We start from the raw sequence: 15,034 nt of genomic DNA on the forward strand, positions 1-15,034 counted from the left end.
GGGCCTTCGCCTCCCGTAGCGGGTGCCGGAATTGAACCTTATGTCATGCTGCGGCAAGGCATAATCCCCTTGCGGAACAATGGGATTGTGGGCACAGAAGAAACCAGCGAGGGAGTTCTGCCGGCTCTATGAAGAATGTGCGTGAGTTCATTTGGCCCGTGATCGGGTTGCTGGCAGTCGTCGTGTCGGGCTGGCTTCTGTATCGCGAGCTGCGCGGCATGTCCCTCGATGACGTCTGGGACAGCCTGACCGCCGTTCCGGCCCATCGTTATGCCCTCGCGGCGCTGTCCACCCTCGTCGCCTATGCGGCCCTGGCCTGGTACGACCGGATCGCCCTGCTGCACCTGGGCGTCCGCCACATTTCGTGGCTGTTCGTGTCCATCACGTCGTTCACCACCTACGCCCTGTCGCACAATATCGGCGCGTCGGTCTTTTCCGGCGCCGTCGTGCGGTATCGCGCCTATACCTCGAAGGGCCTGGGCGCGCCTCAGATCGCCGTGCTCGTGGCCCTGTGCTCCTTCACCTTCGGGCTCGGCACCATCCTGCTCGGCGGCATCGCCCTGGTGGTCGACCCGACCCTGTTGCACCGGCTCGAGGAGCTGCTGCCCTCGGTCCTGACCAACCCGGCGACGGCCCGCATCGTGGGAATCCTGCTCCTCGGCTTTGTGGCGCTTTACGTGGTCGGCTCCATTCTGCACCTCCCGCCGCTCGTCGTTCGCAAGGCCAAGCTGGAATACCCCCGGCCGGCCGTGATGGTGCGCCAGCTGATCGCGGCGCCGCTCGAGCTCCTGGGCGCGGCCGGCATCATCTATTTCGTGCTTCCGGCCCATCTCGAGCCGAGCTTCATCATCGTGCTGGCGGTCTTCCTGGCGTCGTTCTCGGCGGCCCTGGTCAGCCATGCGCCCGGCGGACTCGGCGTGTTCGAGCTCGTCTTCCTGACGGCGATGCCCGATATTCCCAAGGCCGACGTCCTGGCGGCCCTCATCATCTTCCGTCTCTTCTATCTCCTGATCCCGTTCGGACTCTCGCTCGTGGTCGTGCTGATGTTCGAGCGGGCCCGGCTGGCGCAGGCCTGGCGCGGCCGGGTCGTGGCGCCCGACGGCTCCGTGCCGCCGCCGCCTCTATCCTCTTCCGATCAATGACGTTCTTCTGGCGCCGGCTGCGCTTCGGCCTCGCGACGCTGCTTGGCGTCAGGCCGCTCGGCTTCTTCATTCCTTACCGCTATGCCGGGAGCGTCGAGCCGCAGGACTACCCTGCGCTAAGCCCCGTGTTCGAGGCCGCCCTGCCTCGTTTCACGGAGGTGCTGGAGGCGATCGACTCCCATGCGGAGGATCTGCGCGCGATCCTGCGGGGCAGGGGGCCTGCGCGGTTCGACCAGAGCTGGTTCCCCCGGCTCGACGCGGCCGCGGCCTATGCCATGGTCCGCCAGGGAAAGCCGGGGCGGATCGTGGAGATCGGCTCCGGCCACTCGACCCGTTTCATGGCCCAGGCGGTCCGGGACGGGGGGCTTCCCACCCGGATCATCTGCATCGATCCCGCCCCCCGGGCCACGTTGAGGAAGCTCGACGTGGAGCACCGGCAGACGCTCCTGCGCGACGCCGACCCGGGCGAGTTCGAAACCCTCGCGGCCGGCGACATCCTGTTCATCGATTCCAGCCACATCGCCATGCCGGGCTCGGATGTCGACCGCCTGTTTCTCGACGTCCTGCCGCGCCTCGCCGGCGGGACGCTGATCCACGTCCACGACATCACGCTGCCCTACGCCTACCCGGTGATTTGGGAGTGGCGCGGGTACAATGAGCAATTGCTGGTGGGGGCACTCCTGCAGGGAGGCGCCTATGAGCTGGTTTTCGCGAGCCATGCTCTCGTCAGGGACCATGGATCTGCGCTCTCGCAGGGCATCCTGGCGGAGCTGCCGCAGGTCCCCGGGGCTCACGAGACCAGCCTGTGGCTGCGTAAGCTGTAGACCGTCCGCAATCAGGCGGTTGCCGGCCGCTGTCCGGGCTCCGGCACGGCGATGCCGGCTTCCATGTACTCGTTCAGCTTGTTGCGCAGGGTGCGGATCGAGATGCCGAGGATCCGCGCCGCGTGCGTCCTGTTGCCGAAGCAGGAGGCTAGGGTATCGAGGATCAGATGGCGCTCGACGTCCGCGATGGTGCGCCCGACCAGGATGCGCCTGAGCGCGTCGATGGTCTGCTCCCCGTCGGCGGAAGGGGGCTCCCCCATAGGGGCCCGAGATGAGCCCTGCTGGTCCAACGGATCCGGTATGCCAAGCACGATGAGGAGCCTGCCTTAAGGGAAATGATTCAGGAGTTTATGCTCATCGTATGGTTAGGATCATCTTAACGGCCGCGCTTCCCGATGAAAAAGGCGCCGGTCGGAGGACCAGCGCCTTTTTCGTGGGGTCCGTGACCGCGGCCTATTGCCGGTATTGCTGGATGCGGGTGGTGCGCAGGCCGGCCAGGCCATGCTGATCGATGGACATCTGCCAGCTCAGGAATTCCTCGGTGGTCAGCGTGTAGCGCTGGCAGGCCTCTTCCAGGCTGAGCAGGCCGCCGCGGACGGCAGCGACAACCTCGGCTTTGCGGCGGATGACCCAGCGGCGGGTGCTGGACGGGGGAAGGTCGGCAATCGTCAGGGGACTGCCGTCGGGCCCAATGACATACTTGACCCTTGGGCGGTGGGGTTCGGTCATGATACGCTCACACAAAAATTCAACGACCTTTGACAGGCTCGAACCTACGCGAGGGGACTTAATGTTTCCCTAAGCCCATCAGGTGGTTACGAGAATGCCTAAGCTTAGCCATAAACGTTAACGTTGGCTTATTGCGGGGCACTTTCCCTTTAAGAATTGTGGCATCGGGGCATCGGACCCGGAACGGTCCTGCCCGTTCGATCCCGGGCCTGTGGTCCCGCCCGGCCCATCGCCTTGCCTGAACCCAATGGACCGCGTCAGTGAAAACGGGTCCACTTTTCCTCTTGATGCGCTATAGAGGGGCCTTGGCCCCTCCCGTGCGCCGCCTTGAACGGCGCCTCTGGATGGAAAGATGCTCAATTCACTCGACCTTCCCACCGATCCCTCGAAGACCCGCGTCGTGGTTGCGATGTCGGGCGGCGTGGACTCGTCGGTCGTCGCAGCCCTGCTCAAGCGCGAGGGCTACGACGTCATCGGCATCACGCTCCAATTGTACGACCATGGCGCCGCCGCCCACCGGAAGGGCGCCTGCTGCGCCGGCCAGGACATCTACGATGCCCGCCGGGTGGCCGAAGCCATCGGCATTCCCCATTACGTGCTGGACTACGAGGCGCGCTTCCGCGAGGCGGTGATCGACCGCTTCACCCAGAGCTACCTGGCCGGCGAGACGCCGATCCCCTGCGTCGAGTGCAACCGCTCGATCAAGTTCCGGGATCTCCTGGAGACCGCCCGGGAGCTGGGGGCCGACGTGCTCGCCACCGGCCATTACGTGGCCAGCCGTGCCCTGCCGGACGGACGCCGCGCCCTCCACCGGGCGGCCGATCCGGACCGGGACCAGAGCTATTTCCTCTATGCCACCACGCCGGAGCAGCTGGATCTCCTCCGCTTCCCCTTGGGCGAGCTGCCCAAGGAAAAGACCCGGGAGCTCGCCCGCGAGTTCGGCCTCACCGTGGCCGAGAAGGCGGACAGCCAGGACATCTGCTTCGTCACGCAGGGGCGTTACAGCGACGTGATCGAGCGCCTCAAGCCGGGCGCCGTGCAGGGCGGCGAGATCGTCCACGTGGACGGCCGGGTGCTGGGCCGGCATGAGGGCATCATCCACTACACGGTGGGGCAGCGGAAGGGACTCGGGCTCTCCGTGGGCGAGCCGCTCTATGTGGTGCGCCTCGAGGCCAAGGAAGCCCGCGTCGTCGTGGGACCCCGGGAGGCCCTGGCCACCCGGCTGATCCGCGTGACGGACGTGAACTGGCTCGGCGACGTTCCCCTCGAATCCTTGGGCGAGAAGGGCATGGAGGTGGCCGTGCGCGTCCGCTCCACCCGCGAGCCGCGTCCCGCCACCTTGAGATCCACAGGAACCGGCACTACGGTCGAGCTGTTATCGGCGGAAGACGGGGTGTCTCCCGGCCAAGCTTGTGTCATCTATGAGAGCGATGCTCCGCGGGCACGTGTGCTTGGCGGCGGCACCATTGCTCGGACCATCGCCGAAGCCGCCCCCGCTGCGGCCTGAGGTGCTTACCTAGGGATAGTTTATGACGGATGGAGCGACCACGGTCCTGATGCGCAAGGCTTATGCGCGTTGGGCCCCCATCTACGACCTCGTCTACGACAAGCTGACCGAACCGGCCGCCCGCGCGGCCGTGAACGCCGCTGTCGCCTGCGGGCCCAAGGTTCTCGAGGCCGGCGTCGGCACGGGGCTGTCCCTCGGGTACTATCCCCGGCACGCCGAGGTCTATGGGGTCGATCTGTCCGAGGACATGCTGCGCCGGGCCCAGGACAAGGTCGAGAGGAGGGGGCTCGGCCATGTGAAGAGCCTGCAGGTGATGGACGTCACCCGTCTGGGATTTCCGGACGAGAGCTTCGACGCCGTCACGGCACAGTTCATCATCACCCTGGTGCCCGAGCCCGAGACGGCGCTCGACGAGTTCATGCGCGTGCTGAAGCCGGGCGGCGAGATCGTGCTCGCGAACCATTGGGGCCAGCCCTCCGGTCCGATCGCCGCCCTGGAAGAGCTGGCCTCCCCGGTCGCCAAGGCCATCGGCTGGAGCTCGGCCTTCAAGGCGGCCCGGGTCGAGGACTGGGCCCGCGGGACAGGCCGCATGGAAGTCGTGGAGCTCAGGACCCTGTTCCCGGTCGGCTTCTTCAAGCTGATGAGGATCAGGAAGCGGGCCTGATGATCCGGCGCGAGCCCAGGGGGCGCTCCATCCGCCGGGGTCGCGAAGGAGATTGGCGCGGTTCCGGTCGGGTGACTTTCGGGGGACGGGCCCTATCTTTAGGGGAAGCTCCCATCCTCCCATTACGAAAGTCATCCCCATGCGCCTCTTCATGTTCACCTCCCAGGCCAAGGACGACCTGCACGCGTTCGCCGGCGACGAGGCGGGCAGCAAGCTTCCCGCCAAATACGCTCCCTGGGGGCTGACGGGCACCCTCGCGTCCCGCGAGGCTCCGCCGCACAAGTTCTCGCGAAAGGCCATCGAGCAGGCGATTTCCTCGGAGGGATTCCAGCTCTGGCGCATGAAGCCCAAGGGCTGAGCGATCGACCGGCCGGCCGGTGCCGATTCCTTGAGAACGCGCGTGTCACAAATCCGCGGCTTGGCCGCGTGTCTTTCTTGACACTGGGGGGCAACCTTCCCTATATCGCGCTTGCCTGATGCGGGGTTCGGCCCCGCTTCCTGGGGCGGAGTAGCTCAGTTGGTCAGAGCAGAGGAATCATAATCCTTGTGTCGGGGGTTCAAATCCCTCCTCCGCTACCACCTTTACCCCCAATGCCCGCACCTTGTTTGGAGACGCGGCCTCGCCGAGGAGGACGTTCAAGCGTCCGCTGATCTCGACCGTCGAGGGGGCTGAATGGGTAGCCCGCAATCCGAGCCGGTTGGATCGCAGCCTGGGATCGTTCAAAGTGAACGTCCGCACGGGCAAATGCAGCATATCGGCATTGTTCGTCGTGCGGGCACTAAGCGCACGGCTTCGCGGCTCTTCCACAGGCACCTCAGCCGAGCTCATGCTTCTGGAATTCGTCAGGACAGCCGATAGGTCGGGAAACAGGTCCAGGACAGCGTCCAGATGAGCATGGGCCTGCTGGCCGCAGCCGATGAAGCCGAACACGAACCTGAGCTCGGTCCGCAGGATCAGCGAGGCTGCATCGGCCTACCCGGCTAGCCGGACATGGCCGACGACCGTACCGCGGCACAGCTGAAAGCGATGGTCTCGCATCTATCGATCTGCGCCCAGGTTCGACCCGCCATCACGAAACGCCAGAGCCAAGGCAGCAGCTCGGGACGATGACGCCAGCGGATGACGAAGGGCCCCGTTGGGTCGAGAAGGAAGCCCGGCACCTTCTTCCAGAGGCCAGGCACGGAAATGAGCATCACCGCGCCGGGGCTGAGCCAAGCGCCGTTGCCGTAGGTGGCGGATTGGCTTCCGCCTGGTTGACCGGGCTCGATGAGGAGCACTTTGTGACCGCCACGCTGAACCTCCAGCGCAGCCGCAAGTCCCACAATGCCGCGCCGATGACGGCGACCCTCAGCTGCTCCCGACCTTGCGATGCCTCCGTTCCATCGGGCGGTACGGCATCAGCTCCGTGCGTGGAAATGGCTGAGGAAGGCGCGGGTTGCATCCTGCGTGGGATTGTCGATGACATCGCGCGCCGGGCCTTCCTCGACGATGACACCGTCGCGCATGAACACGACGCGATCCGCGACCTCGCGCGCAAAGGCGATCTCATGCGTGACGATGATCATCGTCATGCCCTCTGCCGCCAGGTCGCGCATGACGCCAAGCACTTCTGCGACAAGCTCCGGATCGAGCGCGGAGGTCGCCTCGTCGAACAGCATGACCTCGGGCTCCATTGCCAGCGCTCTGGCGATGGCCACACGCTGCTTCTGTCCCCCCGACAGGCGATTGGGGAAAGCGTCCATCTTGTCGCTCAGCCCTACCTTCGCCAGTAGCTTCCTCGCGATGTCCGCCGCTTCGCCTTTCGGCATCCTCTTCACCGAAACCGGCCCTTCCATGACGTTCTGCAGGACTGTCATATGGGGGAACAGGTTGAAGTGCTGGAACACCATCCCGGTGTTCGACCGGAATCGGGCCTGCTCCTTCACCCTGGGGAGGCGCGAAGTCTGGCCGAAGGAGAAGCTGTCGGTTCCGATCCGGACACGTCCCCCTTCCGGGATAACCAGCAGGTTCAGGCAGCGCAGTAGGGTCGACTTGCCTGATCCTGACGGACCGATCAAAGCGACGACGCTGCCGGGCTCGACCTTCAGGTTGATGTCGCGCAGCACCACATGGGTGCCGAAGCTCTTGCGCAGGGAGGCGACTTCGATCTTAGGTTCGTTCCTGTCCATTGCGGCCTCAGTTGCTCAGCAGCAGACGTTTCTCGCTTCGTTTCACGATAGCCGTGAGTGGCACGAGAACAATGAAATAGATAACCGCGATCACCGTGTAGACCTCAAGCGGCCGATAGGTGTCCATTGCGGCGACCTGGCCCTGGTAGACGAGATCGGGGACGGCCAGGACCGATACCAGCGACGTGTTCTTGAACTGGATGATCGATTGGTTCATGAGCGGAGGCATCATGCGCGTGATCGCCTGTGGCAGCACGATCCTGCGCATGACACGGGCAGGAGTCATGCCAAGGGCAAGACCGGCCTCGGACTGCCCGGGATCGATCGACACGATGCCGCCTCGGATCACTTCCGCATAGAACGATCCGCCGTAAAGCGAGAGCGTCAGCACGGCGGCCGTCGTGGCCGTCATCTCAATGCCGGTCAGAATGGGCAGCGCGTAATAGAACCAAAGGAGTTGGACCAGCAGCGGCGTGCAACGGAAGACCTCGATATAGAACCAGGAGGCCCATCTCACGGCCGCAAAGCGCGACAGCTGCGCGAGACCTGTTACAAGGCCGACGAGAAGGCCGAGAATGATGACGCCGATGGTCAGAGCGACTGTCACGAGCGTTCCGTTCAGAAACAGCCAGCGATAGCCCCAAAGAATGTTGTAGTCCCAAGTATACATGTCTTCCCTTTCCGGAGGGGGCGAGCGCACAGCCGCGCGGCCTGCGGAGATCGGCTCTTCCCGCCACCGGGAAGAGCCGTCTGCAGCATCAGAACGTGATGCCTTCCGGGATATCGGCGAGCGTGATGTCGACCTTCTCGAGGCTCGAGATCACGGCCGTTCGGATCAGGCCGAGGCCTTGCGCATAGACGATCCAGGTGTTGACGAAATCGCGCCAGGTCTTGTCCGTCTCGCGGCGGAACGCAGCGTTCGACGTGGAACCGAACAGCGGCTGCGGGACAATGACCTTGCCGATGGCCGCATCGCGCTTCACCGCGCGAACCGCACCCTGCCAGAAGATGCACTGGGCATCGACGCGGCCGCTGCGGAGGGCGAGAGTGGCCTCGTCGATCGACTTGAAGCGGACGATCTGCGCCTGCGGGCACAGGCGGCTGATGACCTGATCGTGCGCGGAACCGACATCCACCGAGATCTTGACTTCGGGCTTGTTCATGTCGACCCACTTCTTGGGCTCGAATCCCGGCTTGCCGATCACCACGAGAGCGCTGTTGTAGACCGGCCCGGAGAAATCGACGGCCAGAGCGCGTTTCGGAGTCGGGTTCAAGCCGAACATGATGTCGATCTTGTTGGCCTGCAGGTCCAGGACGGCATTGCCCCATGAGGTCTCGACCAGCTCGAGCTGAACTTCCATGTCGGCGGCCAAGGCCGAGCTGATGTCCCAGAACTGTCCGCCCCATTGGCCGGACGCCTGATCCTTCACCCACCAGGGGGCGCCGGCGGCAACGGCGCCGACGCGGAGCTTCTTGGTGCTCATGATGCGTTCGAAGGAATTCTGAGGCGCCGATTGTGCCTGGGCCGGGCCGACGCCCAGGAGAGCTGCCGCTGCGGCGCCAAAGGTGATCTGGCCTGCGAGTTCTCTGCGTGAAACCATGTCGAGTTCCCTTCTGGTTTTCCAAAGCCTCGTGATCGATGAGGCGAAGACCGTCTTTGCGACGGGTTACTGTTTTTATGTTGCCCGGCCCTCAGCTGCCGCCTTCGTCGAAGGCAGCAGCACGCCGGGGTTCATGCGATTGTCAGGATCAAGCATCTGCTTGACCTGAAGCATCAATTCGTAGCGAACCGGATCGCAAAGGCGTTCAAGTTCCTGCGTCAGCTTGCGGCCGACGCCATGTTCTGCGCTGAACGTGCCGGAGAAGGCTGCGGCAACGTCGTGAATCGCCTGCTCGACCTCAAGGGCGAACGCATCCTTGTCGGCGAGCGCAGCCCAATACGCGTGCGCGAACATGAGGATGTAGTGCACGTTGCCGTCGCCAAGATGGCAGACGACCTGCGTGACGGCCTCCGGAAACCTCTCCGACGAAACCCTGTCGGCGGCCGCGATGAAGCCGGGCACGTCCGAGGTGCGCACCGCGACGTCGTGAACGACACCGATGCCTTCCTTCTTGTTGGCTTCGGAAACGGAATGACGGATGTGCCAGATCTCGGATGCCTGACGCTCCGAAGCGGCAATCACGGCATCGGTGGCGATGCCGGATTCGAAGGCGTCTCCGAGAGCTGCTTCGAGAATCTCCGAGAGGCCCGTCGAGGCATCGACGCTGCTCAGTTCGATCATCACCGACCAGGCCGGAATGGCCGAGAAGGGGATCCTGACGTTCTCGACGTGGCGGGCAACGAGCTGGATCTGCGAGGCGGAGAGCAGTTCGAACGCCTCGATGTAGGGACCGGCCTTGTCCTGAAGAACCGCGAGGAGAGCGACGGCGGCGGCTGGGTCGGGAACCGCCACCCAGGCGTGGGCGGAATTCGCCATCAGAGGGTGCAGGTGAAGTGCCGCCCCGGTGACGATGCCGAGCGTGCCCTCGGCACCGATGAAGAGATGGCGGAGCAGATATCCGGTGTTGTCCTTCCTGAGGCCGGCGAGATCGCGCAGGACGCGCCCGTCGGCCAGAACGACCTCGAGGCCCGCCACTAGTTCCCGCATCGGACCGTAGCGCACGACGCCGGTTCCACCCGCGTTCGTCGAGATGAGGCCGCCGATCTGGGCGCTGCCTTCACTGCCCAGATGCAGCGGGAACTGTCGCCCCACCGCGTGAACCGCTTCGTGCAGATTGGCCAGGATCACTCCGGCGTCGACCGTCGCGACATTGGCGGCTCGGTCGATGCTGCGGATCTGGTTCATGCGGCGCAGCGAGAGGACGATGCCGGACTTGTCCGCCTTCCGGCTTTCGGGTACCGCCCCGTAGCAAAGCCCCGTGTTGCCCCCTTGAGGGAAGACCGGCTGTCGCTCGGCGGTCGCGAGGCGCATCACGGCGGCCACTTCATCGGTCGTGGCCGGCAGGACCACGCAGAGAGCCCGACCCTGCTTGCGGCCCCGCCAATCTGTCAGATACGGCTCCATCTCGCCCTGGTCGGTGATCAGGCCCTTGCTTCCGACGATATCCCGCAGCCGGTCGATCATGCTGGTCTCCGATCAGGCGAGAGCAGCCGACTGGGCTTGCTTCGCGACCGCTTCCAGTTTCGCCAGCGTGTCGGCGCTGGGCCCCTGCAGCGGCAGCCGCACCCCGCCGACGGGCATCCCGGCCATGGCCATATAGCTTTTCAGCGGGCCCGGATTCGTCTCCAGGAAGATGGTGTCGATCACGGGATCGATGCGGTTCTGCAGCGCCAGCGCCTCGTTTAGTTTTCCATTCCGGGCCAATTCGAAGATCTGCAGCCAGATCTTCGGATAAATCGAGGCCGATGCGAGCACGCCGCCCTTCGCCCCGAGTGCCACGTGGGTCGCAAAGAGTGGCTCCTCACCGCTCAGGATGGCGATCCTGTCGCCGACATATTTGATCGTCTTGATGTATTCCGGCATGTCGTAGGACGAGAACTTCATGCCGATGATCGAGCCGTCCTCGGTCATGGCCTGCACGCCCTCGGCGGTCACGGCGACGGTCGTCCGGCGCGGGATCTGGTAGAGCATCACCGGAAGATCGACTGCGTCGCGATAGGCGCGGAAGTAGGAGCGCATGCCGTCCTGGGTGCCAGAGGCATAATAGGGCGTGACCGTCATCACGGCCGCCGCGCCAGCCTCGGCGAAGTCACGGCCCGCCTCGACGGCATCTTCAAACCCGGTGGAGAGCACGCCCGGGATCACCGGCTTGCCGCCAGCCGCTTCGACACAGGCCGCTACGATGGCCTTACGCTCCTGGCGGGACAGAGCAGGATACTCTCCGGTTCCGCCGATCGGCACGATCCCGGATGCGCCGGCCTCCAGCTGATACCGGACCAGCTTCTTCAAGCCGGCGATATCGACCTGACGATCGGCCGTCATCGGAGTGACGATTGCCGTATAGAGGCCGGTGAGCTGATCGTGCGTGAGTGCCATCGTAGGTCCTGTCAATACGTTCCCGTCGAGCAAGCCGAATGGCTGCTCGCCCAGTGATCTGGTGCATTTGAGAGAGGGGCTCTTGGAGCGAGGAAGCCCAGAGAGCGATGTTCCGCGACTGACCTCAACGATTATCCAGGGTCGGACACGTGTCAATACGAAAGTGAAAATTTTTCCGATAGTATAATTCGTATCTCATACGCGTGTTTTTCCTTGCATCTTCGAAAGGTTGAGCTACCGATATAAAGGCACGCTGCTCCTTGCTTCGGCCTAGAGCAGCGTCTGGCAGGCAAGAAGGGAAACCGATGTCCGAGGCATCGCTCAAAGATCAAGGGGAGCTGATTCAGGACGTGATCCGGCGCATCGACGTCGGTGCGCGCCGTTCCGAGCTCGATCATCCGGCGGAAGACGTCAATATCGGCGCGCGGCTGAACCAGATCCGGAAGGATCGGCAGATGACCCTCCAGGAGGCGAGCCGTGCCACGGGGGTTTCCGCCTCGGCCTTCTCCAAGATCGAACGGAACGAGTTATCTCCCACCATCTCGACGTTGCAGCGCATCGCACAGGGGTTGGGAGTCGAACTGGTCGCCCTGCTCAGCGAACAGGAAAGCGGTGTGGTCAACTACGGCCGCCGCAGCGTGTCGCGCGCTGGCGAGGGGAACCCTCACAAGACGATTACCTGCAACAACACGCTGCTGTGTCCTGACCTGCGCAATAAGCGCATCACCCCGATCCTGACACGGGTGACGGCGCGATCGCCCGAGGATTATCGTTCCTGGGCCAAATCGGAGGCGGAAATCTTCCTGATGGTGCTGGAGGGGACACTCGTCGTTCACAGCCGGCTCTATGAGCCCCTGACCCTGAACGCGGGAGACTCGATGTACTACGACGCGAACTCCGAACATGTCTGGACGTCCGTCGGACCAGAGGACGCCAAGGTGCTCTGGGTTCTGACCGTCACCTGAGTACGGAGCTCAGAGCATGGGACAGCTCCTCAATGCAGCGGATTTCAGGCACGCGGCGCAGCGGCGGTTGCCCCGAGGGCTGTTCGAGTATATCGACCGCGGCGCGGAGGATGAGCTGGCGTTAAGCAATCTGCGCCGCAGTCTCGATGCAATCCGCCTTTCACCTCGTGTGTTGACGGGGCATCCCGAACGCGATCTGCGCGTTCGTGTAATGGAGCGGGAGATCGCGATGCCCGTGGTTGTCGCTCCGACTGCTCTCGCTGGTCTCGTCGCCTATGACGGCGAAACGAAACTCGCTCGCGCAGCGGCACGGCAGGGAGTTCCGTTTTGTATCTCGACCCAGTCGATCACGACGATTGAAGAGGTGCGCGCAGGCGCTCCCGATGCCGATTTGTGGTTCCAGCTCTACCTCTGGAAGGATCGTGAGCTGACCCGCAAGCTTCTCGATCGTGTCTGGGCCTGCAACGTGACGACCCTAGTGGTCACGGCCGACACACCCATCGGCCCTAAACGCGAGTACAACCAGCGCAACGGCTTCTCCATTCCTTTCATCTATTCCTTGCGGGCTGCTCTTGATGTCGCCATGCGCCCGCGCTGGCTGGCCGGAGTGCTTCTGCGCTATCTTCATACGACCGGGATGCCCACTTATGGCCATTACCCTGAGGAGTTCCGCAGCGCGATCACCCGACCGTCCATTGTCGAGGCTGTGAAGCTGGAGAACCTCCTGAACTGGGACGACCTGCGTATTCTGCGGCAGCAATGGAAGGGACGCCTCATCGTGAAGGGTATCCTCCATCCTCAGGACGCGAGAGAAGCTGCGGATCTGGGAGCGGATGGCATCGTCATCTCAGCCCATGGCGGGCGCAATCTCGATATTGCGCCCGTGCCGGCAGAGGTGCTGCCGGACATTGCCGATGCGGTCGGGAACCGTCTTGAGATTCTCGCTGACAGCGGAGTTCGCCGCGGCAGTGATGTGCTCAAGTACATTTCGCTTGGAGCACAAGCTGTCATGCTCGGCCGCCTTCCGCTCTGGGGGCTCGCGGCGGGAGACGAGAAGGGTGCAGACCAGATGCTTGCCATGATCCGCACGGAAATTGATATGACGCTGACGATGCTAGGTGTCCGGAGACCTGAGGATTGTCGCGGTCTCCCCATCCGGTCGACTTGGATTTAGACCGACTTCGCTCGTTGCACTTGTCGGTAAGGATACGTGCGGCAAGTTTCGGGATAGTCCGGAATTAGCACAAAGCTGAAATCACCTGAATATCCGCTCTGGAGTCTAAGTCGGCCGTTAAGCCGAGACGTCCTGCCCTCCAGTCGCTCATAATCCACCGTTTGTGAGCGGCATTCCCGAGCCACCGGGGAGGAAGCTTCAATGTGTGGATGTGCAATCGCGAAGCGGTCGATGTGCCCTTAGGGAAGATGCCCCATGTCCAAGTGAGTCACAGCCGCAAGGCGACCGCTTGCCGGCGCAGCCCGGGTTCGCTGCAACGGGATCGCACTTTAGGATTAAGGAACCGAAATAACGTTTCCAAGTTCCTTCATCGACGAAAAAAGGTCGATGGATGTCTCAAGTTCCTAAAACCGCAAGCGCTGCAACGGGCCCGACAACCCAGCAGACCGATGTGACGGCCCTCCTCTGCGGCTACCAGTGGGGAGGGTCCATCACCTATGCCTTTCCGGACGAGATGTCCGATTACGACGGTGAGTGGGATGACCCGCATGTCTATCGGCTCTCCTTCGAGAGACAGCAGGCGGTCTGGCATATCCTCGAGGGCTGGGGGCCCTATGAGACGGCCTCCCGTTTCGGTCTGACTCCCGTCGAGGGCTTCACGAGACTGTCAATCACCTATGCGGGCTTCGGGCAGGGGACCCTGCAGATTTCCGGCATCAATTTGGAGGATGCTCCCGAAGTCGAGAATCGTCGTGTGCTCGGATACAGCAACTTTCCTGGAAATCGTTCGGGCGGCGCGGGCAACGTCGCGCTTGTCGAAAACAAGTATTCTTACGAAGTCGAGATCCTCCCCGGGTCTTGGTCCTACTTCGTCATAATTCACGAACTCGGACACGCCCTCGGCTTGAAGCATCCCCATCAGGAGGCGCCGCGCGGCTCCTTCCCAATCATGTCCGAAGAGCACGACAGGGACGACTTCACGGTCATGTCGTACAAGGGCGCCGGTACTAATCCACAAACTTTCATGCAGTACGATATCGCCGCCTTGCAGATGATGTACGGGGCTAATTTCGAGTTTCGCAGCGGCGACACGATCTATCGCTGGGCTGCGAACGGAGAGACCTTCGTCGATGGAGTATCCCAGGGGGCCATGGTGTCGCGCTTCGTCCTCCAGACCATCTGGGACGGCAACGGCAACGATACCTATGACCTGAGGGCGTTCGAAGGCAGCACAGTTGATTTGGAACCTGGAGGCTTCACGATCTTCGAGATCGGTAGCCGCTCGCGGATCGAAAAAGGCAATATCTCGAATGCCTTCCAGTATGGCAGCGATCCCCGGTCGCTCATCGAGAACGTCCTCGCGGGCGAGGGCAACGATAGGATCTCCGGCAATGCCACTGCAAATATGCTGGTCGGAAACGGCGGCAACGATGAACTGCGCGGCAAGGGCGGCAACGACGGTCTGAAGGGCGGAGCCGGCAACGATTGGATGGACGGCGGCAGCGGCGCGGACATGATGGATGGCGGCGACGGCTGGGATGTTGCGTCTTATCAAAGCATCTCTGCTTCCGAGGGCGGGGTCGTGTTCAACCTCGAGACCAACAAGAATGGCGGCGCCGCCAGGGGTGACAAGCTGTATCGCATCGAGGTGGTGCAGGGGACAAACGCCAACGACAGCCTCACCGGGCTCGACCGCGGCAACGGCAACGGCGTCCAGCTCTACGGCGAGGGCGGCGATGACGGCCTCACCGGCAAGGGCGGCGGCGATGCCCTGTTCGGCGGCGCCGGCAACGACTGGCTCGACGGCGGCCCGGGCGGCGACC

Annotated in this window: 15 protein-coding genes, 1 tRNA gene and 1 pseudogene; 9 read left to right on the forward strand and 8 right to left on the reverse strand. The window is 63.5% G+C overall.

All coding sequences use genetic code 11. The annotated features are described in order from the left end of the window. The first annotated feature begins 128 nt into the window (after positions 1–128). Together KBI52_RS13150 and KBI52_RS13155 are read left to right on the forward strand one after the other, a co-directional pair. Positions 129–1,142, forward strand: a complete 1,014-nt coding sequence (locus KBI52_RS13150) for a lysylphosphatidylglycerol synthase domain-containing protein (RefSeq protein WP_173946351.1) — start codon at positions 129–131, stop codon at positions 1,140–1,142. After that, entirely contained in the window at positions 1,139–1,966 is an 828-nt protein-coding gene (locus KBI52_RS13155) for a class I SAM-dependent methyltransferase (RefSeq protein WP_210807966.1), read from the forward strand. Before KBI52_RS13150 ends, KBI52_RS13155 begins: the two co-directional genes overlap by 4 nt. An 11-nt stretch (positions 1,967–1,977) precedes the next feature. On the opposite strand, the pseudogene KBI52_RS13160 reads toward KBI52_RS13155, so the two are convergent. Both KBI52_RS13160 and KBI52_RS13165 read right to left on the reverse strand, forming a co-directional pair. Further along, positions 1,978–2,232 (reverse strand): annotated as a pseudogene (locus KBI52_RS13160) (helix-turn-helix domain-containing protein); the annotation flags it as partial. 187 nt (positions 2,233–2,419) lie between these two features. Beyond that, complete coding sequence (locus tag KBI52_RS13165; protein WP_009763782.1) at positions 2,420–2,695, reverse strand: DUF1153 domain-containing protein; 276 nt, start codon at positions 2,693–2,695, stop codon at positions 2,420–2,422. A 352-nt stretch (positions 2,696–3,047) separates the two neighbouring features. On the opposite strand from KBI52_RS13165, the gene mnmA reads away from it, so the two are divergent. The 4 genes from mnmA to KBI52_RS13185 all read left to right on the forward strand — a co-directional run bounded on the left by mnmA (position 3,048) and on the right by KBI52_RS13185 (position 5,445). Then, a complete protein-coding gene (gene mnmA / locus KBI52_RS13170) occupies positions 3,048–4,202 on the forward strand; it encodes a tRNA 2-thiouridine(34) synthase MnmA (RefSeq protein WP_173946354.1) in 1,155 nt (384 codons plus the stop codon). A 22-nt stretch (positions 4,203–4,224) separates the two neighbouring features. Further along, entirely contained in the window at positions 4,225–4,866 is a 642-nt protein-coding gene (locus KBI52_RS13175) for a class I SAM-dependent methyltransferase (RefSeq protein ID WP_210807969.1), read from the forward strand. Positions 4,867–5,005: 139 nt separating this feature from the next. Further along, positions 5,006–5,224, forward strand: coding sequence for a hypothetical protein (locus tag KBI52_RS13180; RefSeq protein WP_173946356.1), 219 nt, complete (start codon positions 5,006–5,008; stop codon positions 5,222–5,224). Positions 5,225–5,368: 144 nt separating this feature from the next. After that, a tRNA-Met gene (locus tag KBI52_RS13185) sits at positions 5,369–5,445 on the forward strand. Between the two features lie 402 nt (positions 5,446–5,847). Here the strand turns inward: KBI52_RS13185 and KBI52_RS13190 are convergent. The 6 genes from KBI52_RS13190 to dapA all read right to left on the reverse strand — a co-directional run bounded on the left by KBI52_RS13190 (position 5,848) and on the right by dapA (position 11,072). Continuing rightward, entirely contained in the window at positions 5,848–6,189 is a 342-nt protein-coding gene (locus KBI52_RS13190) for a hypothetical protein (RefSeq protein WP_210807971.1), read from the reverse strand. Positions 6,190–6,264: 75 nt separating this feature from the next. Further along, complete coding sequence (locus KBI52_RS13195; protein ID WP_173946358.1) at positions 6,265–7,035, reverse strand: amino acid ABC transporter ATP-binding protein; 771 nt, start codon at positions 7,033–7,035, stop codon at positions 6,265–6,267. Between the two features lie 7 nt (positions 7,036–7,042). After that, complete coding sequence (locus KBI52_RS13200; RefSeq protein ID WP_173946359.1) at positions 7,043–7,705, reverse strand: amino acid ABC transporter permease; 663 nt, start codon at positions 7,703–7,705, stop codon at positions 7,043–7,045. Between the two features lie 88 nt (positions 7,706–7,793). Further along, positions 7,794–8,636, reverse strand: coding sequence for a transporter substrate-binding domain-containing protein (locus tag KBI52_RS13205; protein WP_173946360.1), 843 nt, complete (start codon positions 8,634–8,636; stop codon positions 7,794–7,796). Between the two features lie 75 nt (positions 8,637–8,711). Continuing rightward, the gene (locus KBI52_RS13210; protein WP_210807973.1) at positions 8,712–10,160 is read right to left on the reverse strand and encodes an FAD-binding oxidoreductase; all 1,449 of its coding nucleotides are present in this window, start codon (positions 10,158–10,160) and stop codon (positions 8,712–8,714) included. Positions 10,161–10,172: 12 nt separating this feature from the next. Next, positions 10,173–11,072: a 4-hydroxy-tetrahydrodipicolinate synthase gene (gene dapA / locus KBI52_RS13215; protein ID WP_210807975.1), complete on the reverse strand. Its 900-nt coding sequence runs from the start codon at positions 11,070–11,072 to the stop codon at positions 10,173–10,175. A 305-nt stretch (positions 11,073–11,377) separates the two neighbouring features. Between dapA and KBI52_RS13220 the strand changes: the two genes are divergently transcribed. From KBI52_RS13220 to KBI52_RS13230, 3 genes are all read left to right on the forward strand, one after another. Continuing rightward, the gene (locus KBI52_RS13220; RefSeq protein WP_173946363.1) at positions 11,378–12,037 is read left to right on the forward strand and encodes a helix-turn-helix domain-containing protein; all 660 of its coding nucleotides are present in this window, start codon (positions 11,378–11,380) and stop codon (positions 12,035–12,037) included. A gap of 16 nt (positions 12,038–12,053) precedes the next feature. Then, on the forward strand, positions 12,054–13,211 hold the full coding sequence (locus KBI52_RS13225) for an alpha-hydroxy acid oxidase (protein WP_210807977.1): 1,158 nt from the start codon (positions 12,054–12,056) through the stop codon (positions 13,209–13,211). Between the two features lie 391 nt (positions 13,212–13,602). After that, the coding region (locus tag KBI52_RS13230; protein ID WP_210807979.1) for a M10 family metallopeptidase at positions 13,603–15,034 on the forward strand (1,432 nt) is incomplete at its 3' end.

The sequence above is a fragment of the Microvirga sp. HBU67558 genome (assembly GCF_018069605.1).
Lineage (GTDB): Bacteria > Pseudomonadota > Alphaproteobacteria > Rhizobiales > Beijerinckiaceae > Microvirga > Microvirga terrae.

Bases quoted from the DNA above. Each gene is read 5' to 3' on its own strand.
- KBI52_RS13200 (WP_173946359.1), bottom strand. From the start codon at position 7,705: ATGTATACTTGGGACTACAACATTCTTTGGGGCTATCGCTGGCTGTTT.
- KBI52_RS13195 (WP_173946358.1), bottom strand. From the start codon at position 7,035: ATGGACAGGAACGAACCTAAGATCGAAGTCGCCTCCCTGCGCAAGAGC.
- KBI52_RS13175 (WP_210807969.1), top strand. From the start codon at position 4,225: ATGACGGATGGAGCGACCACGGTCCTGATGCGCAAGGCTTATGCGCGT.
- KBI52_RS13220 (WP_173946363.1), top strand. From the start codon at position 11,378: ATGTCCGAGGCATCGCTCAAAGATCAAGGGGAGCTGATTCAGGACGTG.
- KBI52_RS13210 (WP_210807973.1), bottom strand. From the start codon at position 10,160: ATGATCGACCGGCTGCGGGATATCGTCGGAAGCAAGGGCCTGATCACC.
- dapA (WP_210807975.1), bottom strand. From the start codon at position 11,072: ATGGCACTCACGCACGATCAGCTCACCGGCCTCTATACGGCAATCGTC.
- KBI52_RS13150 (WP_173946351.1), top strand. From the start codon at position 129: ATGAAGAATGTGCGTGAGTTCATTTGGCCCGTGATCGGGTTGCTGGCA.
- KBI52_RS13180 (WP_173946356.1), top strand. From the start codon at position 5,006: ATGCGCCTCTTCATGTTCACCTCCCAGGCCAAGGACGACCTGCACGCG.
- KBI52_RS13165 (WP_009763782.1), bottom strand. From the start codon at position 2,695: ATGACCGAACCCCACCGCCCAAGGGTCAAGTATGTCATTGGGCCCGAC.
- KBI52_RS13155 (WP_210807966.1), top strand. From the start codon at position 1,139: ATGACGTTCTTCTGGCGCCGGCTGCGCTTCGGCCTCGCGACGCTGCTT.
- KBI52_RS13205 (WP_173946360.1), bottom strand. From the start codon at position 8,636: ATGGTTTCACGCAGAGAACTCGCAGGCCAGATCACCTTTGGCGCCGCA.
- KBI52_RS13225 (WP_210807977.1), top strand. From the start codon at position 12,054: ATGGGACAGCTCCTCAATGCAGCGGATTTCAGGCACGCGGCGCAGCGG.
- mnmA (WP_173946354.1), top strand. From the start codon at position 3,048: ATGCTCAATTCACTCGACCTTCCCACCGATCCCTCGAAGACCCGCGTC.